The following is a 25,654-nucleotide window of genomic DNA, read 5'->3' on the forward strand; positions in this document are numbered from 1 at the left end:
CATATTTATTTATGAGCTGGGTTCCATTGGGGCGCGGAGTTGAGCGGTATAATCAGGCGAACACGTGTGCCTTGTCCCGGCAGGCTTTCCACTTCACATCGGCCATTGATCGCTTTGAGCCGATCGCGAAGATTGCTCAGGCCATGACCGGTTCGGCGAGTCCTGTCACTGGATTCAGCGGGACAAGGCTGATTAATCCCTTGTCCATTATCGGCAATGACGACTTCAAGCTCATCATCTTTTGCCTGCAGGCTGACCTGCACTTGCGTTCCACCAGAGTGTTTCAGTGCATTATTCAGTGATTCCTTGACGGCGAGGAAAATGTTGTGGCGGACATCGGTCGGCAATTTATAGTCGGGCAGTTTGGCTGGGATTATAAGGTCGCACGACAGCGGTCCATCGGTACAAAGTTCACTCGCATAACGTGAGATGTAATTCGCCAGGCTTTCAAGCGAGTCATTTCCTGGATCAACCGCCCATACGATTTCATCGAGCGATGCGACCAAATCCCGCGCGGTTTCAGCCATGCTGCCCACCTGCCGTTCCGCTTCGGCTCGATCATTCAGGCTACGCAACGCCGTCGCACCTTGAAAAGAGATTCTGGTGAGCTTCGCGCCAAGTTCGTCGTGCATATCACGGGCGATGCGGGCGCGCTCTCGTTCAATCGCGTGCTGGTATTCCAAACGTTCCAGCCGGCGCTGCATGCGACGCCGCGTAATGTAGCGCGTGGCAATGCCAATCACTGCGATGGCCAGTAAACTGGATAAACCCAAAAACCACCACGTTTGCCACAAATGCGGGCGAAGGACCAATGCAACCGTTGCACCCGATTCGTTCCATATTCCTTCGTTGTTGCAGGCGATGACCCGGAATACATAACTTCCCGGCGGAAGCCGCTTATACGAGACAGTCCGCCGGCCGTCTGCGTCCACCCAATCAGAATCCACTCCAGTCAGTTTATATTTGAATCGGTTTTTTTCAGGCGCCTGCAAACTTAATGCCGTGTATTGGATTTCCAATTCTCCGTGCGACGGCGGAATTTTTAATTTAATGGGAAAGGATTTTGCGGGTAATCCACCAGTCATTGCATTGGTAACATGGGTTGACGCTGACGAAAAAATGGGAATGCGGTCGGACAGTACGGTTTCAATTACCACCGGCGGGGGCAATCGATTTGGAACGATTCTGGCCGGATCAACCACAACCACTCCTTGCGTGGTATGGAACCAGAAACGGCCCTCCGAATCCTTGCAAGCCGCCGGCTGGGTGGTCTCTTGCGCCTGTCCAGTTCCCAAAACACCCTCAGCCTTGCCGTAACTGATGCAGTTCAGCCTGCTTATTTTGCCATCGACAAGTTCCGCAAATTGATTTTTTGCCACGTGGAAAATACCTTTCCCGCTGTTCATCCAGAGATTGTGCTCCCCATCTTCCATGATTGCGGAGATGGAATCGGCGGCCAGGCCGCGACGGGCGGAAAAAACGGTAAAATTGCTGCTGGATAATCGCGCCAGCCCGTCCCCGGCTGTGCCAATCCACAACACGTGTTCCATGTCCTCATAGAGCGAAAGGACACGGTTTGTAAAATCTGCGCCTGGAACGTTACCCTTTTCAACGACCGTTCCGTTCCATCGGCGCAAACCAGCCTCAGTGCCTATCCAAAGATTGCCGGTGTGGTCTTCACAGAGGGCATTGACTGCACAGTTGCTCAATTCAATCGAACCTCCATTTGCAAGCTGATCTCCTCGATCGAGCCGGGATAAACCTGTTTGTGACCCAATCCACATTGCACCTTTACGATCCTTGAGGAAACAAGTCAGCAACGAACCCAATCCCGACACTGCGATATTTTCGTTAAGAATTTTGCCCTCTTTGAAACGATTCAGGCCGGAAGAATAGGCCCCGGCGGAGCCGGATGCATAGGCAGTGCCAACCCAGAGATCGGAATCAACATCACCTGGCATGAGCGCCACGACAAAGTCCGAAGAAAGCCCATTGCTTCGCCCATAAGTCGTGATGATGCCATCCTTGAGGCGATCCAGTCCGCCACCCCAGGTGCCGATCCAGACACTTCCATCGCGAGTCGCACAAACGGCCGTGGTGGCATTCTGTGTCAGGCCGGATTGTTTTGTGTATGCAGTAAAAGGCTTGGGAGTCAATCGCAGCAGACCAGTTTCTGACCCGACCCAAATGTCGCCTTCCTGATCTTCAAACAATGAATTAACCCGGTATGAAGTTCCTTCCGGCCCCTGATCCTCATAAAACTTTGCATCGATGAATCGGCTCAACCCACCTTGCGTGCCCACCCAAAGATTTCCCCCGTGATCGCGCAGCAGCGCCGTGACAATTCCCGGCGGCCCATTTCCCTTCGAATAGTGGGTGAAAGTCCCATCGCGAAGGCAAGTCAGCCCGCGATTGTTCCCGATCCAAACCGTTCCGTCTGGATCTTCGTACAAAGCACGGATTGCGCGCAGCGCAAAATTATTTGCGACCTTGTATGTGACAGCCTGTTCACCTTTCAAGTATTGCACGCTTCTGGTTGCGCCGATCCACAACCCCCTGTCACGGTCAGGATGGAGCGAAAGAAGGCTATTGGTTGCCGCCGCCAAACTGGGCTCGAAATGAAGTCTTCCTCCTAGTATCTGGGCGAGTTCGTCATGATATGCGACCCATATTTGGTTCGTGCCGGATTGCTTGATTTGAACGACGCTATCGTTGGTCAATGCCGTTTCATAATGCACAAGTACCTCTCCTCTATAACAATACAAACCGTGCTGTTCAGTGCCGATCCACAACGAACCATCGTCCGAGGCGCAAAGGGCGTTAATGGTGGGTTGCGGGGAACCGCGGGTGATCATCAACGGCGTAAACTTGATCCCATCGAAACGCGCCAATCCTTCCCGAGTGCCGACCCACAAATAGCCATCCTGTGTTTGGGCAATCGACAAAACGTTGTTATTGGGAAGCCCTTCCTCGGTTTGCCAAAGCGTGGGATTAAATTCGGTAACAGGCAGGGCAATCAAGGGCTGGCACGTCGCCAAACTCAGGAGAAACAGCAATAATACCCGCAAGGTGCGCTGCTCCCAAGATGATGTAATCCATCTCGATGCTGTATTATTCAACTGCATTCGGATAACGTAAACGGCCTGGCTGACATCATCCGTTTATACCACTTACTGTGGCTGGACAAGAAGTCTTTTAGAGCGTGTTTTAAAATTATGGAGGGTGCTGTTTTCGCGCAAAAGGCTGGATGGCAAGGCGCGACGAGGGAGAACATCCCTGGTGAATCTTCGACTGAGGAGCAACTCAGCCAAGCGACCTTTTCCGCGAAATCCCTCCTGGCGGCGGTTCTTTTGGCCGCAGCCTGCGTTGGCTCAGCCCTAGGCGATGGCTACCAGCAAGTCAATCAGTGTGAAGGCGCGGCTCGCGGTAATCTGGTGTTTTCGAGACGCATTTCTCGAAAACACCCGCTCAAACTTCGTTACAACAGCGTTCCCGTGAATTTCTGGGATAAATCAAGTGCGTGTATTCACGGGCAATCAGTTTATGGCAGTTGAAGCATGTAGTAGCGCTGTGAGTTGGTGGTCTGTTGGTTCGTGACTGAGAAATTGCCGGTGCCATCAAACGTGTTCGTCAATACGCGCGACCAACTGCTCAAGGGCAGGCCTACGTTCGTGGTGCTCAGCAGATAGAATGCGCCGTTGGCATAACCATTGGTGCCGCTCATTACCAAATTCGTGCTGCTCAGGGAAAAACTATTGATCACTGGATTAGGCGCAGGTGCCACAACCACGATGCTGCCATCAACAGCAAGATTGTTGCTCCAGGTAACGCCACTTGCGCCAGTGATTTGGAGCGTGTCTCCGCCGGAGATTGGTTGATTGAACACATAGAATTTGTCACCGGCAACCAACACAGGGCCCAGGTTGGTGACGGTTACTTTGTTGCCGGTGCCCGTGTTGGCCAAAGCGCCCGTTACTGTTACCAGGCTGTTCGTCGGTACAGTCCTGTTGACTGAAACGGCCAGATTTCCAGCCAGTGTCAAACTATTGTTGATGGTGAGCTTGCCGAGTGGCGAGTTGGCTGTGCCTGGTGCCAACGTCCCGCCGGCATTGACTGTGACCGCTCCGCCTATTGAACCTGTGCCGCCAAGTGTCGCATTGTTTTGAACAGTCACCGTTCCCGTTCCCGTGCCGCTGCCGCTGGTATTGTTGATGAGCAGCATACCAGCGTTGACAGTGGTGTTGCCGGTGAAAGTACTTGCGCCGGTGAGGGTGACGGTGCCGGCCGCGTTTTTAGTTACTGTCCCGCTGCCGCTGATGACGCCGCCGTATGAATAGCTGCCTGTGCGATTAAATACCAGCGTGCCGTTGTCGGTGGTATTGCCTGCGCCGAGCGTTCCGGTCGAACCGCCTGAGCCGATGTTCAGCGTGGAACTGGCGCCGACAGTGGTGGTTCCGGCATAGCTGTTATTGCCGGTTAAAGTCACCGCCGTGGTACTGCCGCTCTTCCCCAAGGGAAAGTTCATGCTGCCCGGCCCGATAATCGGCGATGCGACCGTCACAGTTCCGCCGGACGTGACATCCTCGATGGTTCCGCCACCGGATCCAACGTAGATTCCGCGCATCGCGCCGATCGTGGTGGTGTGACCGACGTGCAGCTGGCCTCCATTTAGCACGATGTTGGACGCATTAAGCGTGCTGGGCACCGCTCCCAAACTAGTCACTTGGCCGCTGGTTACATCGTAGTTGAAACTGATGCTTCCCCCGTTCACCACGAGGTTGCTGTAGATTTCAAGCGAAGGATTGGCGTAACCCAAATTGCAATCGCCGCCGCCAGTCTTGATGAGGGCTCCTGTGCCCAGATTGATGGTCCCGGCCGTTATACCAGCCGCGCCGCCGGGTCTGCTGCTCCCCGCGCCACCGATTGTGAAAGAGGCATTTGATTGGCTGTAAATATTGCAACTCGTCAAGGTGCCGCTGGCGACAGTCAAGGTGCCGCCATTGGTGGTTACCGTGATACCATCGGTCGCATACATGGTATAGGTGCCAATCGAGTTAATCGTGCCGCCGTCCAAAAGCACGTTTGTCGTCATTAGTGTGGCCGGCTGCGTTCCAAAGCCGTTGTTGTTTTCGACATAAAGCGTGCCGCCTTGAGAGATATACGTGCTTTTCCAAGCCGACGGCGTAATTGAGTTCAGATAGCTGTAACACGACCCGGGGCCTTTGAGGATCAGGCTCCCGCCAATGCTGATTTGACCCAAATGAACGTTGCCCGACCCCGACGCGTTGATAATGAGATTATAATTGTTTCCGTTGTCGGTAAGCGGGGTTGTCCCGTTGTAAACCAAAGAGCTGCCGCTGTCCGCATAAATTACACTGTTATTCGCACCCAATATAATCTGTCCATTAAATGTGGTTACACCCGACAGGTTCCGAAGCGCCCCGCTGTTGGTAATGCCTGAACCATAAATGGTTACATTTGGATTAAATGAAGTCAATCCGCTAGTGCCGCCGTTCAACACCAAAGCTGCGCCGTCGGCCACCGTTATCGAAGTACTCTGGCCCGCTCCGTTATTGTTCTCAACCGAAACATCGCCTTGGTTGATCATCACAGCGCCGAAGAGGGTGGCGCCGTTGTCCACGGGTAAATGCAACCGTCCGCCACCATTCTTGTTTAAGGTGCTCGAATTGACGATTGGCGCGCCAATGATATGTTCCCCGCCGCCGGTGTCAATTGCTCCGGCAACCGTCAAAACTTCTGCGCCCGTCGCATTGGTCAGCACATAGCTCCCGGTAGCGTTCGTAAAATAAAGGTTTCCGGCGGTGATGCTTGACGTCAGCGTGACAGTCCCGGCTGTTCCGGTAAAATAAGCATCGTCGCCATTGGCACTCGCCCAGATAATGTCTGCAGTGCCATTATACCAAAAATTACCGACCTCGTCCCAATTTCCCGTGCCACCGAGCGTGGTTCCAGTGGATGCACTGGGGTCCCAATAGAGCGGGGCGGCTTGGAGAGACGAGACGGCGGAGAATATCGTGGCGAATAGCGCGGTTGACAAAAAGTGTTTCATGCTTATTGGGGATCGATTTGACCGGAATATAAACACAATTCTCCAGAGAAAATAGTCATACGATTGGATGACATGGACGGAAGGATTGTGTTAAACGAGGGGATAAAGTTTATCCAATCTGGACACAGCAACCGGCCATTGCTGCTTATCTCGGCTACAATTCCTTCACCAATCCCGTCCCTGGAAGGCCGGAGGCAACGAAACCAAAGACGTGGCCTTTTTATCACCGACACCCTTGCAGACTTGGCGAAATGATCGTGTAATATGCCCTCAAAAACCGAAAAACTCGCCGACCAATCGCTCAGCAATTAGGACTGAGCCCAATAACCATCTGGAACCGGATTAGTGGTCGGCCGAAACCAAGTGGAACGCTTTCTAAACGCATCGCAGCAGCACTCGACCAGGATCAACACTTCTGAAAGCTGCTCAGCGCTCAAGTCCACAACTGCCTGTCCAACGTGCGATACTGGATGGCTTCGGAGACGTGCTCGCTGGCGATGTGTTCGGAACCGGCCAGGTCAGCAATGGTGCGAGCGACTTTAAGAATGCGATCATAGGCGCGCGCGCTGAGTTTGAGATCCGACATGGCGAACTTGAGCAATTCCAACGTGTCCGCATCGATGGCGCAATAGGTTTTCAACTCGCGGCTGCCCATGCGGGCGTTACAGGAAATCGAGGGTTTTGCAGAAAAGCGCTTCTGCTGGCGTTCCCGGGCGGCGACGACGCGGTCACGGATTTGAGCGGAAGCCTCCCCGGTTCGTTCCCCGGTAATTTCGCGGAATTTAACCTGCGGCACTTCGATGTGCAGATCAATGCGGTCCAACAGAGGACCGGAAATGCGACCGAGGTAATTTTGAATTTCGCGGGGAGAACTTTTTGACTCGTGCGGCATTTTTCCGTCCGGCGTCGGATTCATCGCGGCCACCAGCATGAATTCCGCGGGGAAGGTCATGGTGCCGGCAGCGCGTGAGATGGTGACGTGGCCTTCTTCCAAAGGTTGGCGCATGGTTTCCAAAACGCTGCGCTTGAATTCAGGCAGTTCATCCAGGAATAACACTCCATGATGTGCCAGGGAGATTTCGCCGGGAGTTGGATTGATATTGCCGCCCAGCAGGCCGGCATCGGAGGCGGTGTGATGTGGAGCGCGGAAAGGGCGGCGGGTGACCAGTGCCTGACCAGGTTTGAGAAGTCCGACAATGCTATGGACTTTGGTCGTATCGAGTGCTTCCTGCAACGTGAGAGGAGGAAGAATGGTGGCGAGCCGCTTGGCGAGCATGGATTTGCCGGTACCGGGTGGGCCGATGAGCAAAACATTGTGACCACCAGCAGCGGCAATCTCCAGGGCGCGCTTCACCGATTCCTGACCTTTCACATCCGCAAAATCATATTCCTCATCCATGGGCTGGTCGAAGATTTGTGCAATATCGACCTTGGTGGGACTGATCTTCAGTTCGCCTCCAAGGAAGCTGGCAGCTTCACGGAGGTTGCGAACCGGGATGACAAGCAAGCCATTGACCACGGCGGCTTCGGCGGCGTTTTCAGCGGGGACAAGAATGCCAGCTTTCCCGGCGTCGCGAGCTTGAATGGCAATCGACAGAATCCCTTTGACCGACCGGATGGCACCCGTCAGGGCGAGTTCGCCAACCATGACGAAATTGTCGAGTTGGTCGGTCTCAATCTGTTCACTGGCGGCCAGGATGCCTACGGCGATGGGCAGATCGAAACTGGGTCCTTCTTTTTTTACGTCGGCAGGCGCGAGATTGATGGTGGTTTTGCCGAAGGTAAATTTGAAGCCGGAGTTTTGTAGCGCCGTGCTCACGCGATCGATTGACTCTCTCACGGCGGCATCCGGCAGGCCGACGATAACAATTTTGCTATCGCCGTAACCATCATTAACTTCAACTTCGACCGGAAACGCCTCAATGCCATTCACGGCTGCGGAACAAACCCTTGCTAACATGGGAAAGTTATCTCCGAGCCGGAGAAGAACTGCAATCAGGTTTTTGGAATTGCATGAACAAACGCGGCGAACAGACCGCCAGAGGGGGGCAAGTGGACAGCTACAGCGGTAAAGCGGATTCTAGCTTGTGCAGCTTGAGACTAGGCGCGCTGTGTGTGTTTATTTGCGCGCGCGCTATTTGCGTCTTGCTCGCTCAAGTTTTGGCTTGAGCGATCTTAGTCCGCAACTCGTTCAGATGCTCCTCAATATCTGACAATTCTTCCTCCCACTTCTCTATCACTTCTCCCGTTGCGGTGTTGTTCATCAATACGGAATTGATGAGGGTGTGAGCGACAAATAAACGTTGCTCTACTTCCTCTTTCGTTTGTGCCGCCCGCTGCTTCACAAAGAGGCTATCGAAAACTTTTTTTGCTGTTTCTTGGTCTGTCATGTTCGGTTCCTGTGATTGGTTATTGCGGCTTAATCATGCTACAGCTCCGGTGACTGTGGTTGCCCGCCTGTAAGAAGTTTTTCTCCCACGTTTGCAATGAGTTGTTGTCCTTGCTTCGACTGAAGAAACTTTTTGCTCAAATCCATGAGTTTGTTCCCCGCGCTCCGATACCATGTCTTTTTGGGCACCTCTTCAATTGCCCTTTGCAATGTGGCCACAGTTTCCTTCACCTTGCGCAGTTCCTCTTCATTAATGCCATTTTGCTTCTTAAGTTCCCCAAATTTTTGCAGCAATTCATCAAATCTGGAGTGAAGTTGCGCGGCCTCTTCGCTAGAAAAATGCGCAGTAGCGTCACTAAAATGATTGTTCAGTTTTTCCGCGAATTCAGCTTTCACTTTTTCAAGTTCATCGTAGAAGGGGTTTCCTGTCTTGAGTTCGCGCTGGATGTAAACACACCAATCACTAATTTTATCTATGCAACCATCCAATCCGTGTATCCTCTCAGTATGAACATTTTTTAATTCTCCGGGGGAAAATTGAACTGACATATTCCCATCTTTTTCATAAAAAAGGAAATAATAGGAATCGTTGTCGAGATAATGAATTCGAGCGAACACCTCTTTTTGCGGTGTGTCGATTCTGAAGCTAGCAGCAGAAAAAAAACTAGCGTCAAGGGAGTCGTATATTTTCCTTAACGCGGTCTTTGTTATGAGTGTTGTGGTTGCCATGGAGTTCCTTTGGATTACGTATGTCAGAATACCGACTTAATATTTACATCTACAAGTCCCAAAATTATCTTTAAAGTTGCTTAAGGTTAATGTTGCCAACGATAACAATTTTGCTATCGCCGTAACCATCATTGACTTCAACTTCGAACGGAAACGCCTCGATGCCGTTTACGGCTGCGGAACAAACCCTTGCTAACATGGGAAAGTTATCTCCGAGCCGGCGAAGAACTGCAATCAGGTTTTTGAAACCGGTATGAAATTTACCTTGTTGGCCGTTCAAAACTGTTGCCAGGCGACAATCTTGAATCGATCCGGACCGTGATAATTGCCGCTGCGCTGAACGGAATGGCTATCACCCTTGGTGTGGAGTTTGATTTTATTCTGTTCGCCCCTGGCATAAGCCGAGGTCACGCCGTCGTCCTCGTACAGTATAAAGTCGGAAGGATTGGGACCGACGATATTGACGGTGATTTTGAAACAGGTGTCCGGCTTGACGAATTCCACGGGTTCGGCCAGCGGGAGCAGAGTGCCGGCTTTCACAAACAAGGGAATTTGATTGACTCCATTCGTGGCGGTAATTGTTTTGCCTCCGCTGCATTTCTCGCGGGTCCAATAATCATACCAATCGCCGGCGGGCAGATAGACATCCCGCTGGTTTTGGCCGGCGAACATGGGGGCCACCAAAACGGAATCGCCGAACATGAATTGATCGTCGATTTGGCGGACTTTCGGGTCTGTGGGCCAGTCCAGCACCAAGGCGCGAATGGGGGGCTTGCCGGTGGTTCGGTATTCGTTGAAGGCAGAGTAGAGGTAGGGGATGAAACTCATCCGGAGTTGCAGCAATTGCCGCACGCCGTCCGTCGCGTCCACCCGTTCGGGCATGAATTCGTTGCGATTATTTTTTTCGCGATTGATCTGGTACCAGGGCGGGTTGCGGATGAACCAGGAATTGATGAGGGCGTTGGGGGAGAAGAGGACAGTTTCGAGACGGCGGTAAAAATCCTCCAGGGAAGTGGCGTCACGTACCTCAGGGGTCCAAAGCAGGCCGTTGAACCCCTCGTTGACGAGGCCGCGGACGTAGCAATGATGATCGTAGGAATCACTGTAAACGACGTAGGGAAGGGAACTCGCCAGTGCGTGAGAGTTGCGTACGAGGCCCCAGGTGCGCAGACCCTTTTCGCGATAGGATTCCAGCATCACCTGCTGGTAAAGCAAGCCGAAGAGCGAGTGCATTTGTTCGCCATCCAAGCCGGAAGGGAAGGCAGTATTCAGCGGGAATGACCATGGAGCGGGGGATTCCGGCTGGTAATCGCACTCGTCCAGTTTCACGCCTTCGACCTGATGGTCGAACAGAGCCACTTTCTGTTGATGGAGAAATATTTGGCGGCCCTTGGGAGAGGCGAAATCCGGGACCAGACCGCCCCATACAAAATAATTTCCTGCCCAGGGTTTGAGCTCGTTGTAAATCGGGGAGGAAGGATGGGTGAAGGCGTGTTCCCAGAAATTCATGTGGTAATTCAGGCCGCGCATTTTCTGGAGGAAACCGTCGGGATCGGGAAAGGTGTTGGAGTTCCAGACGAAGGAGCAGGAATACGCTTTGGATTGCCAGCCCGGTTCGATGCCCCAGACGTCACACGGGAGGTGGTCGGCGCGAAGGCGGTTGGCTAGTTCGAGTGTTTCATCGGCGCCGAGTTTGGCGTGGCCGCGATATTGAATGCCCAAACCCCATAATGGCGGGACTACGCCGCCGCCTGAGAAAAGATTGTAGCGCTTGACTGCGTCGAGCATGGTTGGACCGGCAAACACATAAATGTCCAGACCTTTGGCCGCGGGTACGTCCACCAGCATCGTTTTCATGCCTCGCGGGCGACCGGTGGTGTTGGTTTTCACTTCCCGGCCGTGGGTTTCGACGGCGTCGAGCGTCGGCGAGTTATTCCCCGTGTAAAATGAGGCGAACCGGGCTGTGTCGATAAACACGCCGTAGCCTTCTGAGGAAACGTAAAATGGAGCAGGCGCGTGGGATTCACCCAGTTCATTTTCTGGGGAATCGGTTGGTTTGAGGAAGACATGGCGGCCGGATTGGCCGTTTTTGCCTTGCGTCAAATCGAACAATTTCGTGCTCAACCCCAGCCCATAGATGCTTTCACCTGACTTCATCGGCAGGAGCACGGAGCATCCGCGATCAGAGCATCGGAATGAGATTTTGTTTTGGTCCACGGGAATGGGCTTCTTGTCAGGCATCGTCTTGAGGGCCGACGAGTCCATGGGTGCGCTCTGGAAATGGATGGGAGTGAAGGGCTCTGGATTGCCGAAATGGATCCGCCAGATGCCCGGGGCCACCAGCGTCGCCTGAGGGCCGGAGCCGGCGGGTTCCGAGGCCCGGACGGCAAGGGCGGTTATCAAAAACGATAATCTGACGATGGTCCGGGCGGAATTTGAGAAGGCCTTCGGCGGCGAGAGCGGTTGGAGTGTTTTCACTTAGGCTGAGTTAACATCGCTACAAAGAAGTCGTCGAGGATGATCTATCAGGCGGGCGCAATTTGACAATTCTTCCCGAAAGGCGTTGTCCTAATTCCGTGAGCATGTCCCCTTTTTCGAGAGACTGCGGTAGCAGCCTCGGGAAAAGAGGTGGAGGGAGCGAATTGCCAGGACGGAGTTTACATGCGGGAAGGCGGAGGTCCCCACGTAGTGATCTTTGCTATTCTGTTTGGTTGCCTCCGGTCATTGCGCGCACACGTGCCAAAAACACCTTCTCCGGAAGTGATTTGCGCATTTCGGCCAACATCACGCTGTCAGCGCCCGCTGGATAACGAAGGCGATTGCTCTCATCGGTCGCAGCGGTATAGACGGCCTCAGCGACATCTTCGGGGCTGGTATAGGCGGTGGGATAGTCCTGCATTGATTTGAGGTAACCTCCCGCATACTCGGCGTAAGCGGGAGGAATCAGATTGTCGCAGCGACCACCGGAATTGGCGGCGAAGCTTGTCGAGGGAGCGAGTCCGGGCTCGACGATCTTGACCCGAACGCCAAACGTTCCAAGCTCGTATGCCAGCGATTCCGAGAATCCTTCGATTGCGTATTTGCTCGCCGTGTAAACCGCCACCATCGGCATCGGCGCGATGCCAGCGCTTGATGTCACGTTGATAATCGTTCCCGATCCGCGTTCGCGCATGTGAGGAACAATGGCGCGGTTGGCCGTCATTACACCGAAGGTATTTGTTTCGAACACCTGACGGATGGTTTCGTCTGGTGTTACCTCGTGTGCTCCGAAGAGGCCGATCCCGGCATTGTTGACGAGAACGTCAATCTTTCCGAATCGCTCGATCCCTTTCGCTATAGCGTCGGAAATGCTCTTCGGATTGGTGACATCGAGCGAAGTGATGAGCAACCGATCGCTCACTTCGAACAACTCTGGCTTGGGCGAACGCATCGTGGCGATGACGTTCCAGCCGCGCGTGAGGAACAATGCGGCGCTCGCCTTGCCGAAACCAGAGGAGCAACCGGTGATGAGAACAGTGGAATTCATATGTTTTTGCATGACATCGACGATAGCAGCAAATTTCGGACTTGCTATAAGAGCAAGTCCGAGATTCATTTGAGATAGTCCAAATGGATGCTTTAGCCGCTGTTGTCACCCTTCTTAAGCCGCAAGCGATCGTGGCCACGCTCGTGCATGGCAGCGGGCGCTGGGGTGTGAGCTACTCCAAGTTTGGTCATCCGAGCTTCGCACTGGTTCTCAAAGGGCCGTGCTGGTTATCCCCAGATGGAATTCCAGCCAAAATTCTTGAAACGGGCGACTTCGTTTTGTTTCCGGCCACGCCGGGGTTTACCTTGGCGAGCGACTCAAAGACCAAGCCGAAGTCAATGAAGCCCATTCCGTCCGGAAAGCAGCTGGAGGAGGTTTTTCATGGCGACGCAACGACAAAACCATCTGCAAGCCTTCTGGGCGGCTATTTCACCTTTGATTCCATCAATTCCTCGATGCTACTCGACTTATTGCCGAAGATGGTCCACCTCCGCGGAAATGACCCTGGCATTGGCAGCGTGGTGCCCATTATCGAACTCATCAAGCGCGAGGCGTTGGAAAAGCGCGCGGGTCAGTCGCTCGTGTTAACGCGCCTCATCGAAATCATGCTCGTTGAAGCCTTGCGCTCCGTTCAATCCGACTTGAATGCGACCGGATTGCTGGCAGGACTTCGTGATCCACAGTTGGCGACGGCCTTGCGTGGTATCCACACGCGAACTGAGCATCCGTGGACGCTCGCTACACTCGCGCGCGAAGCCGGCATGTCTCGGTCTTCTTTTGCAGCGCGCTTCGGCCGGGTAATCGGAATGACTCCACTGAACTATCTGTTGCATTGGCGGCTGTCGGTTGCCAAGGCCATGCTCAACTCCGGGCAAAAAACGGTCACCGAAACAGCACTCGCCGTGGGTTATGAATCCGCGAGCGGGTTCAGCACGGCCTTCAGCCGCGAAACAGGGCAGTCGCCAAAACAGTTCATCAAGACGACAACTGATGTGACGCGCGCTAAACGCCCGTCGCGCTAGTACGGCACAAAGAATAGTTCCATCTTAATTCCCGATAAAGCAGGACTTTTTTGCAAAAGGGAGTGCCAGTAAAAGGCCACGGAAAGCCGAAATGAATGTGACGAATGGAAGCCGGGAATGCTCCCGGCTTCCATTGTGTGTAGCCCAATAGTTCGCTCAGTATTTGAGGCGATAGAAATGGGGACCCGCACTAAGCGTGGGCTGATACGGCGAGGTCGCGCCTGACACTGGTGCATACGGCCCGGTGACACTGGTGGAACTCACCAGGGTGCCCAGCACCCATGTCAGTGTCACCTGTCCGCCGGAGATACTTAACTTCAGGCCCTGCAAACTTTCGTTGTAATGTGCCTGGACGCGATCTGGTGTCAGGGAGTGATCGTAAATGGCCACTTCATCAATGGCACCGGTGAATTGCCGATCCAGCCCGTTGATCGGATAACCGCTGGCGTACTTCCATCTTCCGCGCGCGCCGATGGCCCAGCTGGCATTGGGCACTGGCAAGGAGCCGACATCGGCACCCGAGGACCCGACCAGCACGCCATTGCGGTAGAGATTCCAACTGGCACCGTCGTAAGTTCCGACCAGATGGACCCAGTTGCCGTTGCCCAAGTCCTGCGCCGGGATGGGGGCTGAGGCGCCGTAGTTGTTAATACCATCATATGATGAAATTTGATAGCTGGTGGTGTCGTTGACGCGCAACACCACTTCCGCGGTGGCGTCGTGATTGTGGCCGTGGGCGATGATATCACCCGCGGTATGCTGCGTCGCGGCGGGTTGAATCCATGCCTCCAGTGTAATTGGCCCGGTGAAATTCAAACCTGGCGGATTCAACAGCTCGACATAATCACTGGTGCCATCAAAAAACTCGGCGAGGTTAGTGCCAGGGGATTCAAAGCCGGGGAAAAGCGGCGCAGCGGGGCCGGACACCGGGTTACCAGTGTTGGAGTCAACGCCATTTGCCAGCGACCCAAGAGTGCCGGCATTGACCGCCACATTGACTGCGGGCGAATCCAGTCGCAGGTATTCCACCGCGCCGTCCGAAGTGATGAGCGACTTGTATGGAGTACTCCGCGAGGCATTGGTTCCATTCTGGTAATGCGCGAGGACCTGGGCCGATGACAACGCGCTGGTGTAATACGCAAATTCGTCAATGTCGCCAACAAACGGATTCTGCGATCCGTCCGAATAGCCGCCAATGGACATCGGGTAGGAAGGGTTTGGCACATATCCGCTGATGCCGGCGGATTGAGCCACCTGCGCTCCATTCACATAAAGCGTGGCGGTGGCAGCACTCGAGTTATAAACCGCTACCAAATGACACCATTGGCCCACGGTATAAGTGCCGCCCACGGCATCTGCCACCCGCGCTCCGCTGGCATCGTTCATATAGAATTCGAAACCTTGAGGGCCGGCTCCCGCGTCGGACGCGCGCTGGTAGAAGTCCCAGCCATAGTCTTCAGTGCTGGCCTGGCAGTTAAAGAGCGGACACTGCGCGTTCCCCGCGCCTTCCTCGGTTGGTCGCAGCCATGCCTCGATGGTGAACGAACTGGAAGCATTTAAAGCAGAATTGTAGGGAATAATCACGGGCACTCCGCCGTCGTCAGAATTGGTGTCAATGGCGCTAAACGTCATCGCCGTGTTCAGGTCGCCTGCGATCGCCCCCGCAATCTGGTGTCCGGCGCCGGGAAAATTCGTCGCGTTTCCCGCTACTCCGAGACTGCCGCTGTTGGTGGAGATGTCCGGCAGCAGCGGGCCTTGTTCATTGAGCCGGTAATAAGCCAACGGATGGTCGGACAACACCGCTGCGGAATATCCGCCATTAATCGGTTGCGAGGGTGGTGTGGTGATGTCGCGGACTTGCACGAGGTTGATCTGCGCGCTGGCAGTGCTATTGGCAAATGCCGTCAACAAAACCTCCTCCGAACCGGGAACTGTCCGCCGCAAAGGTGCCGACAATATAATATCCGGCGCTGGCGTTGCCGCTAAAGAGGGGTGAAGAATAACCAACGGGGTCTGAAGTGTCGGTGCCATAAGCAGTGGCGCCAATGGCTCCTCCGCTGAAGTTCTCCCAACGCCCTCCAGTCACGCCACGGGCGTCATTCGCCCATAACTGAACTTCATAAGTGTGGCCTGGCGTCATGCCGCCCCAACTGAAGGTGAGGCTGATGCCGTTGGCGAAGGCAGCGTATTGCAGGAGATTGTTATAATTGACGTCCGGAGTGCCTGGCGATGCGAATCCATTATAGCCGTTTTGGCCGCCATCAAAGCTCGAGGCCAGACTGGGCAAATCCGAGAAACCCTGAAAGGTCACGCCGTTAACCGGCATGCCATTCGCGCCACCATCGTATGGGGCCCAGGAACCAAAATATGTTCCATTGGTGAGCACGTCAGCCGCCCCGGTAATGACCTGGGGTGATTGCCAAATAATGACACCGGCACGTGTGCTGAACATGCCAGCAACCGCAGCAATTGCGGCACCGAGAATTATTTTTCTCATGGGAGATAGGGGATTGGTTTGGTTAAACTGAATGCAGGGAACAGACACAACTGTATCACTCGCTTGTCGGAATTCAATAATAAATGGTGATTCGGTTGACCGGTTTGGAGGAGGTCGGAAATCAGGTTTTTGAAGCCTTCCAATGTCCAGCCGAGAACTGGCGGTGCGGCACCTCGTGGAGTAAGCTCCATTTGTTAGAGGAGAGTTCTCAACCGAAGTAAATTCTGCGATGAGCGACGTTGAAAAGCAATCGACCTACGACCAGGAGACCTTTGAGCGTTACAAGGCCATCCGGAACGAGATTGCGCGTGAGGACAATGTGATGAGCAGTCGGTTGAATTGGTTTACCGGGTCCCAGGCGTTTCTCCTGACTGCCTTGACGATTGGTCACCGGGGAAATACTCCGTTTCCCACACCCGGCAACGATTTTCTGTTTCCTTTAGTGCCCATTACCGGCGCGTGCTTCTGTCTGCTGAGCTTTGTTGGCATTTTGGCGGCATGGGTGGCGATACGTCGGTGGCGGGGTTTGCTGAGGCCAATGACGAGGGAGGCGGATTATTTGCCCACGATAGGAAAAGATCAGCTCTTGTTGTATAGCGGATGGATTGGCCCGATTTTAATGCCCATGGTCTTTTTTGGGGCCTGGGCCTACTTGCTCATTAAGGGTTATTCTTACACTTGAGGAAACGCAGGTGGATCCGTCTCATCCACAGTGTGTGTAACGTGAAGTAGCTTCCAAGAGAAGAGCCAAAGCTTTCTTAGCGGAAAGGAATCAGGGAATGTAAGCGGGCAACGATTTGATCCGCGAATAAAGGAGTTGGAATGTTTTCAACGCATCCGCGTAGCTGAGAGCGCCGTGCAGAGCGATGTTGACAAACTGAGTCTCCCACGGAAAGAGCAGTCGCAGATAATAGACGCCATCTTTTTTAAAGATCCCGTCTGCGGGAGCGGAGTCCATGGATGTTGGGAGTTCAGGGTTCACAGTGCTTTTGACCATCTGACGCAGCTTCAGGTCAGTTATTCAAGCTAAAAACCACTTTTGCCCCGAAATTTTTTGAATGCTGATTTAGATGGAACTGATAATGCTGGCACGTGCTGGAGGCGCACGCATCATAAGCAAAGTTAATAGCTGGCGGGCAAATCACCTGGTCAAGGCAGGCGGCCCCGTCAGCTTATTGAATGGCCGCTTCAGACCAGCGATCGCGATCCGTCAGGAAAAGTTGTTCCGGAAGGAAACCCGAGGGGGACTTTCGCAAGGGAAAATTCGGGGGTAATTCTTTTTTTACCATGCTTTCCAGGATGAAACTGCCCCAGCTATGTTCACCGGCACGCACCCATTGTGTCAGGAAACGGCCATCCATGGTTTGGGGAGTGAGATACACCGCGTGAACTTGTTTCAGGTAATCATTCACCTGGAAAAAATCGTCCTGAGCATTCAAGGGAAGCCACATGCATTGGCGATCACCGTACCAAGCTATCGCGGCTGGGATGTCACTCATCATGAGCTCGTCAGGCTTCATCCAGCTCGAGATTTTTTGAATAATGGGTGGATAATAAGGTGGATAAGCGATGGTATTCACTCGTGGCGAGACGAAGGTTAAAATCATGGGCAGGCAGAGAATGGCGCAGAATCCACCTATGGCCAGGCTTCGCAGTTGGGGAATCGGGAAGGATACCTGGTCCAGCAGGGTATAAAAAAGGCTGACTCCAAAAATTATGATCAAAGGAGCCAAAATCACCAGAAGGTTTTCAGAATTGATGATGGGTGAATCTTCAGCCAACTGCGTTCGGAAAAGGGCCTGAGCGACCAGAAAAGCAAACAGTGAGAAAAGCAGGAAGAAACGCAGGCGGTTCAGGCCGGGATGCTTGAAGCTGATAAGCAGCCCGGCTAAAAAGAAAGCGCTGACCCAATTGCCGCCGATGCGGGGAAGATCTTCGGCTACTTCCGAGCGAAAGTTGCCGAGGAATTTAAACCAAATTTGATTGTAGTGAACCTGGGAAAAGTCAGGTTTGAGCGAGCGTGACAGCCGATGTTCAGTGAAGGGCGCCACGGTTTCGTAAATGGCGTATTGGGCAGTGCCGAAGGCGGTATGACTGAGGCGGTAATTGCGGAAAACCCAGGGAGCGAGGACGACAGCGAACGCCGCAATTGTTGCGAGAGAGAAGATTACCCTCCGCTGGGGCAGGAATAGAATGAAAAACAAGAGGATGGGAAGCATCAATATGCCAAATGAATAACGTGTCAATGTGCCGATGCCAACGCAGACTCCAACCGTGGCTGCGAGCGCGAGAAGTGACGACTCCTTCCATTTGCCGTCACGCGCCGCCTGCTCAAGCAAAATCAAACCCAAAACCAAAACCAGGAAAATGACAATCAGCAGCATGGTCGAAAGGCCGGAAATGCTGAAGCGCCAGAATAAATCGGTTCCGAAGAAAACTGCTGCCGAGGTCCAGGCCACCGCTGAATCAAAAAGACGACGGGCAATAAAGAAGACGAGAACCACACCGATAAAAAACAGGAACTGATTGAATACGCTTATGGCAAAATCAGGTTCGTACATCCAGAACGCTCCGGCCCGGTTCCAGATGGATTTGGGTGAACTGACCGAATATTTGAACGGTACGACCTTCATCAGGCCAGCGAGTGCGAGCGGGTACACCGGAGGGTTGGAGATGTCCGGGTGCATGGCGTGAAGCTGGGCGCGGTCTTCGAGGTTGCCTACGGGCAAAGGACCGTACTTCTCAACAGCGGCTTTCTGCAGGAGGTAGGTGCTGAAAGGACGGACGAATTGGGTCTTATACCCTTTGTGCTCGGAAATATTGCGCGCCAGTTGGGCGGCGTCCATGGACTCCAGGTTGGACATGTTTTTGAACCCGCGATAATTGTAGCTCAGAATCATGGCCACGAAGGCGAAGATTATCAGGGCATATTTCAGATAGCGTGTGCCGCCACCTTCTTCGGCACGATGAATCCAGTCTTGAATAAACGGCATTATTAAAATCCTTCCAGATGGTAGCTATGCAATTTGCGATGCAGTGTGCGGCGGCTCATGCCAATTTTGGCTGCGGCCAAAGTCCGGTTCCCGTTGGCCTCCTTCAGCGCGCGGAGAATTAGTTGTTTTTCAGCTTCTTTTACAGTCATGTCATTGGTTGCCAAATTTTTTTTGGGGTCACCGGCCAAAGCCGTGCCACCGCCTCCGGAGCGAGTTGATGGCGGCAGGTCGCGCAAGGTGATACGATCCCCTCTGCATAACACGACCGCATGCTCAATGGCTGCCCGCAGTTCACGGACATTGCCCGGCCATGGATAATTAATCAAGGCTTCCAAAGCTTCGGCGGTATAATCTTTGACCGGTTTCCCCATTTCAGTGGCGAACTCGCTCAGGAAGCCCTGGGCCAAAAGTGGAATGTCTCCGGCACGCTCGCGGAGGGGAGGGAGACGGATGGGAACAATGCTCAGGCGGAAAAAGAGGTCTTCACGGAAGGTGCCGGCTTTGACCATCTCCTCCAGATTTTTGTTGGTGGCGGCAATCAGGCGGACATCGGCAGTCAGGGTCTTATTGGAACCGAGCCTCTCAAAAGTTCTTTCGCCCAAAAAGCGGAGCAGCTTGACCTGCGTGCTGGCATCAATTTCACCAATTTCGTCAAAAAACAAGGTGCCACCCTGAGCCTGCTCGATGCGGCCGATGCGGCGCTCGTGTGCGCCGGTAAAAGCGCCCTTCTCATGGCCGAATAGTTCGCTTTCCAACAGGGTGGGAGGCAGTCCGGCGCAATGGACGGTGACCATGGACTGTTTGCTGCGGGGACTGAGTTGATGTATGGCGCGGGCGATGAGCTCCTTGCCGGTGCCGCTCTCGCCGAGCAACAGAACGGTGGAGCGGTGGGGGGCGACTTGTCGGACGGCGTCGAAGACCTCCTGCATCGCAGGTGATTCGCCAACAATGTTCTCCATGCCAAACCTGGTCTCAAGTTGCGCGCGCAGGCTGGCGTTTTCAACCTCAAGGTCCTGCTGGCGAACCGCGCGGGCAATCCGCATTTCAAGTTCATCAATCTGCAGGCGGCCCTTGGCAATGTAATCATCCGCGCCTCGCTTCATGGCATCCACGGCAAGTTCTTCCGAGCCGTAGGCGGTCATGAGAATGCAGATGGGAGGCTTGGAAAGCGATTTGGCGCGAGTAATCAATTTCATCCCGTCTTCGTTCGGGAGGCGAAAGTCGGTCAGCAGGATGGTGAAGTGCTCACGTTCGAGAAGTTCCATGGCGGCCTTGGCATCTTCCGCCACGTAGACGTCGTAACGATCTTCCAAAGCAGCGCGCAAACCGTCACGCGTGGGCTTTTCATCGTCGACTATCAGCAGCATTGGTTTCTCGGTCAATTTCATGTCTCACGTTTGCCGACCTATTTTTTATCCGTGGACGCGTCATTGAGCAAGCGCGGTGAACGCTCGTGCAAAGGCAACCAGATGCGGAAAGTAGTGCCTCTGCCGACGTGGCTTTCCAGTTCAATTCTGCCGTTATGGGCGCGAACGATGCGTTGCACAATCATCAATCCCAGTCCCGAACCCTTTTTTTTGGTCGTATAAAAAGGGTCGAAAATTCGATTAATCTGCTCCTGGGGTATGCCGCCTCCGGTATCCGCCACACTCACCCAGACACCATCCAGCCCTTTGCCGGTTTGCAGGGTGAGAACCCCGCCCTTGGTCATGGCCTGCATGGCATTTTTGAAAAGGTTGACCAATACCTGCTGGAGCTGGACGGAGTCGATCGGAGCGCTTGGCAACTGGCGAAGGAGCTTTTCCTTCACTGTCAGGCCGCGGTTGTCCAGTTCCGGGCGGAGCAGGGTGACGGTTTTTTCGACGACCTCGTTAAGCGAGGTCGGCTTTAGTTGAGGAGGAGTTGGACGCAGGGCCTGGAGGAACTGGGTAATGATATAGTCGAGCCGGTTGATTTCGCCTTTGGCAACGCCCAGATACTGTTCCATTTTGGCAGTGATTTCGCTGAGGTCATCGGAGACGGTGCTTGCCTGAGCACGAGCCGCGCGACGGGCCCGCAGTCCACCGGTGGCCACCTGCTCAGTTGGCAAAGAGCGAAGCTTCTTCAACTCGCGCTCCATGAGCTGGAGATGGATGTGCAGTGCGTTCAAGGGATTTCCGATTTCATGAGCTACACTGGCAGCAAGCAGAGTGAGCGCCTGAACACGTTCGCTTTCGATGGCTTCGAAGGTCTTCTGACGAGCCTCCGTGGCGTCGTGCAGGATCAGGGCCAGGCCGGAAGTGCCCACGGCTTCGCCGTCCAGCGGCGCGGCGTAAAGCCGGATGAAGCGCGGGCGTGGAAAATTGACTTCAAACTCGTGCCGAACCACGCGCTGGCCGCCGGCGGTATCCATTGCGGCAAGCTTTTTCCAATTCATTTCCGGGAGGAAGTCCGAAATGGGACGACCTTCGGCGTCATCAGATTTCAAGCCGAGGAGTTGGGTGACCGCTTGATTAAAATAAACAATCCTGCTGTTGGCATCGATCACCAGCACACCATCCTCAATGGTATTGAAGAGAGTCTCGAGGAAGCTGCGTTCGCTGGCGAGGCGTTGAACAACAGTTTGCAACCCTTCGGCGTCGAGGCGGTTGATACGGCCTAAGACTTTATCTAAAAAACTGGATTTGGGAGGCATTGTGGAAATGCTGAGCTGCTTATTTTCAAATATCGTGCCGTTGTCACCATTAAAACCATTTTTTCTTCTTAAAATACCAGTAAGTGGCGCCAGTTGAAAGTATCATAATGCCTCCCGCAATGGGATAGGCATGACGCCAGCTCAGTTCCGGCATGTCTTTGAAGTTCATCCCGTACCAGGTGCCAATCATCATCAAGGGGGTGGTGATGACAGTAATTAGAGTGAGCAGTTTGACAACTTCACCGGTTTGGTTGGAAGACATGTTGAGGTAAACCTGCAGAATGCCAGTCAATGAATCGGTGTAGCTTTGTGCCAGTTCTGAAATACGGACAAGGCCATCGTAAACATCACGATAGTACGGCACGAGATCGGCATGAATCACCTTAAACTCACCCCGCGCGACACGGGCCATGACATCCCGTTGCGGGCCCATGATTTGTCGCAATCGATTGACCTTTTTCTTCAGGCGAAGAATTGTATTGAGAGTTTTTTTATTCGGATTCTGCAGAGCCTGGGCTTCCACATTCGCCATTTCCTCTGAAAGTTCGTTCAAGGCGGGATTATAATGGTCAACGACATAGTCCAGGAGGGTATGGGCGATGCGGTCAGGAGAGCGGGCCACATGCGTCGCGCCTTTCAGGCAAAGTTCCTCGGCCGAAGTTATGGGTTGCAGAGGAACATCGTGGTAAGTCACCAGGAATTTCTCTCCCAGGAAAAAATTAAGTTCCTTGGTGGCGAAAAAGCCATTCTTGCGACTGTAATCCACGGCATGAATGACCATGAAGAGGTAAGACGCGAATCGATCATATTCCCCGGGGTTATATTCCTCCACTTTGGGCGTGGGGCTTTCCGCTATACAATCTTCAATGGATAGGGGATGAAAGTGGAATACCTCATCCAATATTTGCCTGGATTCCTCGCCAGTGGCTTTTTCCAGATCGACCCAAAGGAAAAGACTCGCATCCGCAAGCAGCGAGGGCATCAGGTTAATCTGGAAGTCTTTGCTATGCAGTTTTCCCTGAGTGGTGAACGCAAATGAGCGGATCATAGTCCCATGCCAAGATAACGAGAGCTGATGGGATTGGCCAACGAATTCTCCGTCATTGGCGCGGCGAACAAAATTAATTGTCTCGGGGCCTTGCCGGGCAGAAAACTCCCTAGCTGAAACCAATCATCGGAGCTGAGTTGCGCAGGGCGAGTTGGGCGCCGTCGTAAAGACCTTTCCAGACCCACTGGATCGCTGCACGATGGTCGCCATGCAGGGTGAAGCCGGAACGTTGAGTCTTTTCGGGAGCCGCTCTCATTTCCTCATAACCGGGCGGCGTTACGCCAAGATCCAAATCGGATTTTTTTTGAATGTCTTCCAGCTCGGAGATGAGTCCGGGGCAACTTCCAAGAAAGCTCCGCGAACCCAGGCTGTCGACGGTCGGTTCCGGCCGGGGATCGAACAGAAGTGGCAGCCAGATACTGGTTTCCCACCAGGGCAAATTTTTCAACCGGGTGCTTTTCAAGGCCTGGTTGGAATCCTTAAAGCCCTCAATCTTGGCGACATGATCCAGGAAGAGGCAAAGTGAGGGAAGGTTGAGCAAGTTGATGGTGGCTACCTCCTGTGTGTTCTGCCAGACAGGAGGATTTTCGACGCCCACCGATTTGGCTGCGGATGCGGTGGCAGCCTTCAATTTATCAGGCAGTTTACCTATTGATAATTCCATTGTGTTTGTTTGGATCTAAAACTGGATGCAAGATGCTCCGTTAAGACACTGTGGTCTTGGTGGGGGGGCGTCGTCAAATTTTGATTGAGGGTTTTGGGGGGAATTTTCCGGACGTGCCGGATGAAGGCAGGGCCAGGACGTTCCCTGCAATACAATAATTCGAACTCTCAACCTCCTGGCTTTGCACTGATCGGGCTATGCTGAGAAGAATGGCAAGCTACAGGCTACAACCGCTTTAAAGTGGGAGGGCTGCCAGAGGTGGTGACTCCGGACTGGCAGGCGGAGATGCCAGGATCGAGTAGTTTGAGGTGCCAACCACCCGAGCGGCGATCAGGTTGAGTGGTGTAGCCCTTGCTTTTCAAGGCGCAGGCGATGCGGAAGATGTTGCTCAGCATGATGGGCGGGCTGAACATTGAGGGGACCAGAACGCCTTGGCGTCCAGGTTGTGAATACAACTGGTGCAAGATGAGGTCCTCCATTTTTTTATCGTCTTTGGCATCCATAGCTTTGGGTACTCCAAATATTACGGGGTTGACGCGCGAACTTCCTGATTGAAAAAGTGAAGCAGACTTTGGCGGCGATGGCAAGGGTATTGCACTATTAAAACATCGTGATTCTCCGGTTGAACTTAACCGTATTTGTCAAGGGATGGAGCATGGATTTAGTTGGTTGTTTTAGTCATTTCGGCCAGCGATTGAGTTAGTGGGAGACGAATCAGGAGTGGAGTTATTCAACGAAAAACTAATAAAAAGATGAGTTTGGCTTAAATGAAAAATATAGGGAGTCGTCTCACCATTGTATGAAGAAAATATTGTTACTGTCAGCAGTGCTGGTAGGAGCGGTTTCCGCGGCTCAAGCCGGGGTGGGTTTCCACATCGGCATCGGGCTGCCGTTGCTGCCACCGCCGCCGATTATCATCGGCCGGCCTGCACCAGTGTATGTGGCACCTGCGCCGGTTTATGTTGAACCGAGGCCAGTGTTTGCGCCTCCGCCCTTTGTGGTGGTAGCGCCTCCGTCCTATTACTATGGTCGGCCGGGATATTACGGTTATGGGCACCGAGACTATGATCACCGTGGTTGGGAGCGTGGGGGAGATCGCGGTCATGGCCACGGATGGTAGGCAGTAGACCATCATGCTGAGCGGCAGTGATGCCGCTCAAAGCAAGCAGAAGCAGGAGCCGGTGCGAAAGTTCCGGCTCCTTTGTATTTTAAGGAGGTAAATCATTCCGCACAGCTCATTGCTAATGGCTGTGGGTTTGCATCTGCTCGTATTGTTTGACGGCCTGCATCGCACCGGCATCGCCCTTGGCCGCCCTGGCATATATATCAGCCATCACTGCTGCCGTGGCATCATTCACAGCCACGCGTTGTTGGGGGGAGATGGCTGGCGCAGCCCGAAGGATTTGCAGGCGCGTTACAGTGTCTTCGAGATTCCCACTTTTATACGCAGCCATGGCTTGATTCATCTGTTGCGATGGGGAGGCCACAGTGGTGGTTGCCTCTGCAGGTTGCGGTGATTGCGCCACGGGTGCGGGTGCCGTCTCGGATTTCTCTAACAGGCTGGCGGCTTTTTCAAGTTCACCCCTGGCGTTGGCGTTTTTGTTACAGCCAGTGAGAGCCAAGGTCAGACTCGCGCACAAAAGGATTATACCGGGAAAAATGTTTTTCATTTTCGGATTTCTTTGATTCAGAGACTGATTAGCGGCCGTCCACGGTGCCTGGGTTGCACCAAACCCGATTCTTGGTTACGATGTTTCCCTCGGCGTAAAACTTCACGGTTTGCATGTATTCAACGTGCCCATCCACGATGCCGAGTGAAGTGCCTACCGAATGCAACTTGGTGATGCCTTCGTCGGGTTTGCTGGAACCGTCGTTCCAGTCACCGGGGTTGGTTTCAAGCGGCTGCCAGAAGATGATTGCATCTTGCTGGAACTGGGTGGCCTTGTAGGAATCGGGAGCAAGCCCTCCCGGCTTGCCATTTGGCTTGGTCGGCGGCTCTCCATATCCGTCCACAGCGCCGTTCATCAAATAGCTGGATAATT

Annotated in this window: 22 protein-coding genes and 1 pseudogene; 4 read left to right on the top strand and 19 right to left on the bottom strand. The window is 53.6% G+C overall.

Annotated features, from left to right (window positions below):
• Positions 1-5: 5 nt before the first annotated feature.
• Entirely contained in the window at positions 6-3,125 is a 3,120-nt protein-coding gene (locus CFLAV_RS27830; RefSeq protein WP_007418248.1) for a sensor histidine kinase, read from the bottom strand.
• A gap of 90 nt (positions 3,126-3,215) precedes the next feature.
• On the opposite strand from CFLAV_RS27830, the gene CFLAV_RS36740 reads away from it, so the two are divergent.
• Positions 3,216-3,554: a hypothetical protein gene (locus CFLAV_RS36740; RefSeq protein WP_007418249.1), complete on the top strand. Its 339-nt coding sequence runs from the start codon at positions 3,216-3,218 to the stop codon at positions 3,552-3,554.
• Here CFLAV_RS36740 and CFLAV_RS27840 read toward each other — a convergent pair.
• The 7 genes from CFLAV_RS27840 to CFLAV_RS27870 all read right to left on the bottom strand — a co-directional run bounded on the left by CFLAV_RS27840 (position 3,542) and on the right by CFLAV_RS27870 (position 12,714).
• The gene (locus CFLAV_RS27840; RefSeq protein WP_007418250.1) at positions 3,542-6,070 is read right to left on the bottom strand and encodes a beta strand repeat-containing protein; all 2,529 of its coding nucleotides are present in this window, start codon (positions 6,068-6,070) and stop codon (positions 3,542-3,544) included. The two genes, CFLAV_RS36740 and CFLAV_RS27840, sit on opposite strands and share 13 nt — an antisense overlap.
• A gap of 433 nt (positions 6,071-6,503) precedes the next feature.
• Positions 6,504-8,030, bottom strand: coding sequence for a YifB family Mg chelatase-like AAA ATPase (locus tag CFLAV_RS27845; protein WP_007418251.1), 1,527 nt, complete (start codon positions 8,028-8,030; stop codon positions 6,504-6,506).
• A gap of 193 nt (positions 8,031-8,223) precedes the next feature.
• A complete protein-coding gene (locus CFLAV_RS27850) occupies positions 8,224-8,460 on the bottom strand; it encodes a hypothetical protein (RefSeq protein ID WP_007418253.1) in 237 nt (78 codons plus the stop codon).
• Between the two features lie 38 nt (positions 8,461-8,498).
• On the bottom strand, positions 8,499-9,188 hold the full coding sequence (locus CFLAV_RS27855; protein WP_007418254.1) for a hypothetical protein: 690 nt from the start codon (positions 9,186-9,188) through the stop codon (positions 8,499-8,501).
• A 70-nt stretch (positions 9,189-9,258) separates the two neighbouring features.
• Positions 9,259-9,387, bottom strand: a complete 129-nt coding sequence (locus tag CFLAV_RS37045) for a hypothetical protein (RefSeq protein ID WP_007418255.1) — start codon at positions 9,385-9,387, stop codon at positions 9,259-9,261.
• A 77-nt stretch (positions 9,388-9,464) separates the two neighbouring features.
• Positions 9,465-11,666, bottom strand: coding sequence for a glycoside hydrolase family 31 protein (locus CFLAV_RS27865; protein WP_007418256.1), 2,202 nt, complete (start codon positions 11,664-11,666; stop codon positions 9,465-9,467).
• Between the two features lie 220 nt (positions 11,667-11,886).
• Positions 11,887-12,714, bottom strand: coding sequence for an SDR family oxidoreductase (locus CFLAV_RS27870; protein ID WP_040550533.1), 828 nt, complete (start codon positions 12,712-12,714; stop codon positions 11,887-11,889).
• An 83-nt stretch (positions 12,715-12,797) separates the two neighbouring features.
• Between CFLAV_RS27870 and CFLAV_RS27875 the strand changes: the two genes are divergently transcribed.
• Positions 12,798-13,736, top strand: a complete 939-nt coding sequence (locus tag CFLAV_RS27875; RefSeq protein WP_007418258.1) for an AraC family transcriptional regulator — start codon at positions 12,798-12,800, stop codon at positions 13,734-13,736.
• Positions 13,737-13,892: 156 nt separating this feature from the next.
• Here CFLAV_RS27875 and CFLAV_RS27880 read toward each other — a convergent pair whose 3' ends face one another.
• Both CFLAV_RS27880 and CFLAV_RS35820 read right to left on the bottom strand, forming a co-directional pair.
• On the bottom strand, positions 13,893-15,680 hold the full coding sequence (locus CFLAV_RS27880; protein WP_160164677.1) for a LamG domain-containing protein: 1,788 nt from the start codon (positions 15,678-15,680) through the stop codon (positions 13,893-13,895).
• Positions 15,625-16,233: a hypothetical protein gene (locus tag CFLAV_RS35820; RefSeq protein WP_007418260.1), complete on the bottom strand. Its 609-nt coding sequence runs from the start codon at positions 16,231-16,233 to the stop codon at positions 15,625-15,627. The genes CFLAV_RS27880 and CFLAV_RS35820 overlap by 56 nt, the downstream gene beginning before the upstream one ends.
• 229 nt (positions 16,234-16,462) lie before the next feature.
• Here CFLAV_RS35820 and CFLAV_RS27895 point away from each other — a divergent pair, with 229 nt between their 5' ends.
• Complete coding sequence (locus CFLAV_RS27895) at positions 16,463-16,915, top strand: hypothetical protein (RefSeq protein WP_007418262.1); 453 nt, start codon at positions 16,463-16,465, stop codon at positions 16,913-16,915.
• A gap of 90 nt (positions 16,916-17,005) precedes the next feature.
• Here CFLAV_RS27895 and CFLAV_RS27900 read toward each other — a convergent pair whose 3' ends face one another.
• From CFLAV_RS27900 to CFLAV_RS27930, 7 genes are all read right to left on the bottom strand, one after another.
• On the bottom strand, positions 17,006-17,191 hold the full coding sequence (locus tag CFLAV_RS27900; RefSeq protein WP_150107638.1) for a hypothetical protein: 186 nt from the start codon (positions 17,189-17,191) through the stop codon (positions 17,006-17,008).
• Positions 17,192-17,405: 214 nt separating this feature from the next.
• Entirely contained in the window at positions 17,406-19,226 is a 1,821-nt protein-coding gene (locus CFLAV_RS27905; RefSeq protein ID WP_007418265.1) for an ArnT family glycosyltransferase, read from the bottom strand.
• A 2-nt stretch (positions 19,227-19,228) separates the two neighbouring features.
• Positions 19,229-20,614 carry a sigma-54-dependent transcriptional regulator gene (locus tag CFLAV_RS27910; protein WP_007418266.1) on the bottom strand — a complete coding sequence of 462 codons (1,386 nt, stop codon included), beginning with the start codon at positions 20,612-20,614 and terminating at the stop codon, positions 19,229-19,231.
• A gap of 17 nt (positions 20,615-20,631) precedes the next feature.
• Positions 20,632-21,900: a two-component system sensor histidine kinase NtrB gene (locus tag CFLAV_RS27915; RefSeq protein WP_007418267.1), complete on the bottom strand. Its 1,269-nt coding sequence runs from the start codon at positions 21,898-21,900 to the stop codon at positions 20,632-20,634.
• A gap of 49 nt (positions 21,901-21,949) precedes the next feature.
• Positions 21,950-22,948 (bottom strand): magnesium/cobalt transporter CorA, encoded by a 999-nt coding sequence (corA, locus tag CFLAV_RS27920; protein ID WP_007418268.1) that lies wholly within the window; start codon positions 22,946-22,948, stop codon positions 21,950-21,952.
• Between the two features lie 109 nt (positions 22,949-23,057).
• The gene (locus CFLAV_RS27925) at positions 23,058-23,612 is read right to left on the bottom strand and encodes a hypothetical protein (protein ID WP_007418269.1); all 555 of its coding nucleotides are present in this window, start codon (positions 23,610-23,612) and stop codon (positions 23,058-23,060) included.
• 224 nt (positions 23,613-23,836) lie between these two features.
• Positions 23,837-24,091, bottom strand: a complete 255-nt coding sequence (locus CFLAV_RS27930) for a hypothetical protein (protein ID WP_160164678.1) — start codon at positions 24,089-24,091, stop codon at positions 23,837-23,839.
• 320 nt (positions 24,092-24,411) lie between these two features.
• On the opposite strand from CFLAV_RS27930, the gene CFLAV_RS27935 reads away from it, so the two are divergent.
• Positions 24,412-24,732 (top strand): hypothetical protein, encoded by a 321-nt coding sequence (locus CFLAV_RS27935; protein WP_007418271.1) that lies wholly within the window; start codon positions 24,412-24,414, stop codon positions 24,730-24,732.
• A gap of 121 nt (positions 24,733-24,853) precedes the next feature.
• Here the strand turns inward: CFLAV_RS27935 and CFLAV_RS27940 are convergent, their stop codons facing one another.
• Entirely contained in the window at positions 24,854-25,282 is a 429-nt protein-coding gene (locus CFLAV_RS27940; protein WP_007418272.1) for a hypothetical protein, read from the bottom strand.
• A gap of 28 nt (positions 25,283-25,310) precedes the next feature.
• Positions 25,311-25,654 (bottom strand): annotated as a pseudogene (locus tag CFLAV_RS35825) (hypothetical protein); the annotation flags it as partial.

It is taken from the genome of Pedosphaera parvula Ellin514 (genome assembly GCF_000172555.1).
In the GTDB taxonomy this organism is placed as follows: domain Bacteria; phylum Verrucomicrobiota; class Verrucomicrobiia; order Limisphaerales; family Pedosphaeraceae; genus Pedosphaera.

Excerpts from the sequence above, each read along its gene's own strand:
- CFLAV_RS27830 (WP_007418248.1), bottom strand. The coding sequence starts at position 3,125 with ATGCAGTTGAATAATACAGCATCGAGATGGATTACATCATCTTGGGAG.
- CFLAV_RS36740 (WP_007418249.1), top strand. The coding sequence starts at position 3,216 with ATGGAGGGTGCTGTTTTCGCGCAAAAGGCTGGATGGCAAGGCGCGACG.
- CFLAV_RS27840 (WP_007418250.1), bottom strand. The coding sequence starts at position 6,070 with ATGAAACACTTTTTGTCAACCGCGCTATTCGCCACGATATTCTCCGCC.
- CFLAV_RS27845 (WP_007418251.1), bottom strand. The coding sequence starts at position 8,030 with ATGTTAGCAAGGGTTTGTTCCGCAGCCGTGAATGGCATTGAGGCGTTT.
- CFLAV_RS27850 (WP_007418253.1), bottom strand. The coding sequence starts at position 8,460 with ATGACAGACCAAGAAACAGCAAAAAAAGTTTTCGATAGCCTCTTTGTG.
- CFLAV_RS27855 (WP_007418254.1), bottom strand. The coding sequence starts at position 9,188 with ATGGCAACCACAACACTCATAACAAAGACCGCGTTAAGGAAAATATAC.
- CFLAV_RS37045 (WP_007418255.1), bottom strand. The coding sequence starts at position 9,387 with ATGTTAGCAAGGGTTTGTTCCGCAGCCGTAAACGGCATCGAGGCGTTT.
- CFLAV_RS27870 (WP_040550533.1), bottom strand. The coding sequence starts at position 12,714 with ATGAATTCCACTGTTCTCATCACCGGTTGCTCCTCTGGTTTCGGCAAG.
- CFLAV_RS27875 (WP_007418258.1), top strand. The coding sequence starts at position 12,798 with ATGGATGCTTTAGCCGCTGTTGTCACCCTTCTTAAGCCGCAAGCGATC.
- CFLAV_RS35820 (WP_007418260.1), bottom strand. The coding sequence starts at position 16,233 with ATGAGAAAAATAATTCTCGGTGCCGCAATTGCTGCGGTTGCTGGCATG.
- CFLAV_RS27895 (WP_007418262.1), top strand. The coding sequence starts at position 16,463 with ATGAGCGACGTTGAAAAGCAATCGACCTACGACCAGGAGACCTTTGAG.
- CFLAV_RS27900 (WP_150107638.1), bottom strand. The coding sequence starts at position 17,191 with ATGGACTCCGCTCCCGCAGACGGGATCTTTAAAAAAGATGGCGTCTAT.
- CFLAV_RS27905 (WP_007418265.1), bottom strand. The coding sequence starts at position 19,226 with ATGCCGTTTATTCAAGACTGGATTCATCGTGCCGAAGAAGGTGGCGGC.
- CFLAV_RS27910 (WP_007418266.1), bottom strand. The coding sequence starts at position 20,614 with ATGAAATTGACCGAGAAACCAATGCTGCTGATAGTCGACGATGAAAAG.
- CFLAV_RS27915 (WP_007418267.1), bottom strand. The coding sequence starts at position 21,900 with ATGCCTCCCAAATCCAGTTTTTTAGATAAAGTCTTAGGCCGTATCAAC.
- corA (WP_007418268.1), bottom strand. The coding sequence starts at position 22,948 with ATGATCCGCTCATTTGCGTTCACCACTCAGGGAAAACTGCATAGCAAA.
- CFLAV_RS27925 (WP_007418269.1), bottom strand. The coding sequence starts at position 23,612 with ATGGAATTATCAATAGGTAAACTGCCTGATAAATTGAAGGCTGCCACC.
- CFLAV_RS27930 (WP_160164678.1), bottom strand. The coding sequence starts at position 24,091 with ATGGAGGACCTCATCTTGCACCAGTTGTATTCACAACCTGGACGCCAA.
- CFLAV_RS27935 (WP_007418271.1), top strand. The coding sequence starts at position 24,412 with ATGAAGAAAATATTGTTACTGTCAGCAGTGCTGGTAGGAGCGGTTTCC.
- CFLAV_RS27940 (WP_007418272.1), bottom strand. The coding sequence starts at position 25,282 with ATGAAAAACATTTTTCCCGGTATAATCCTTTTGTGCGCGAGTCTGACC.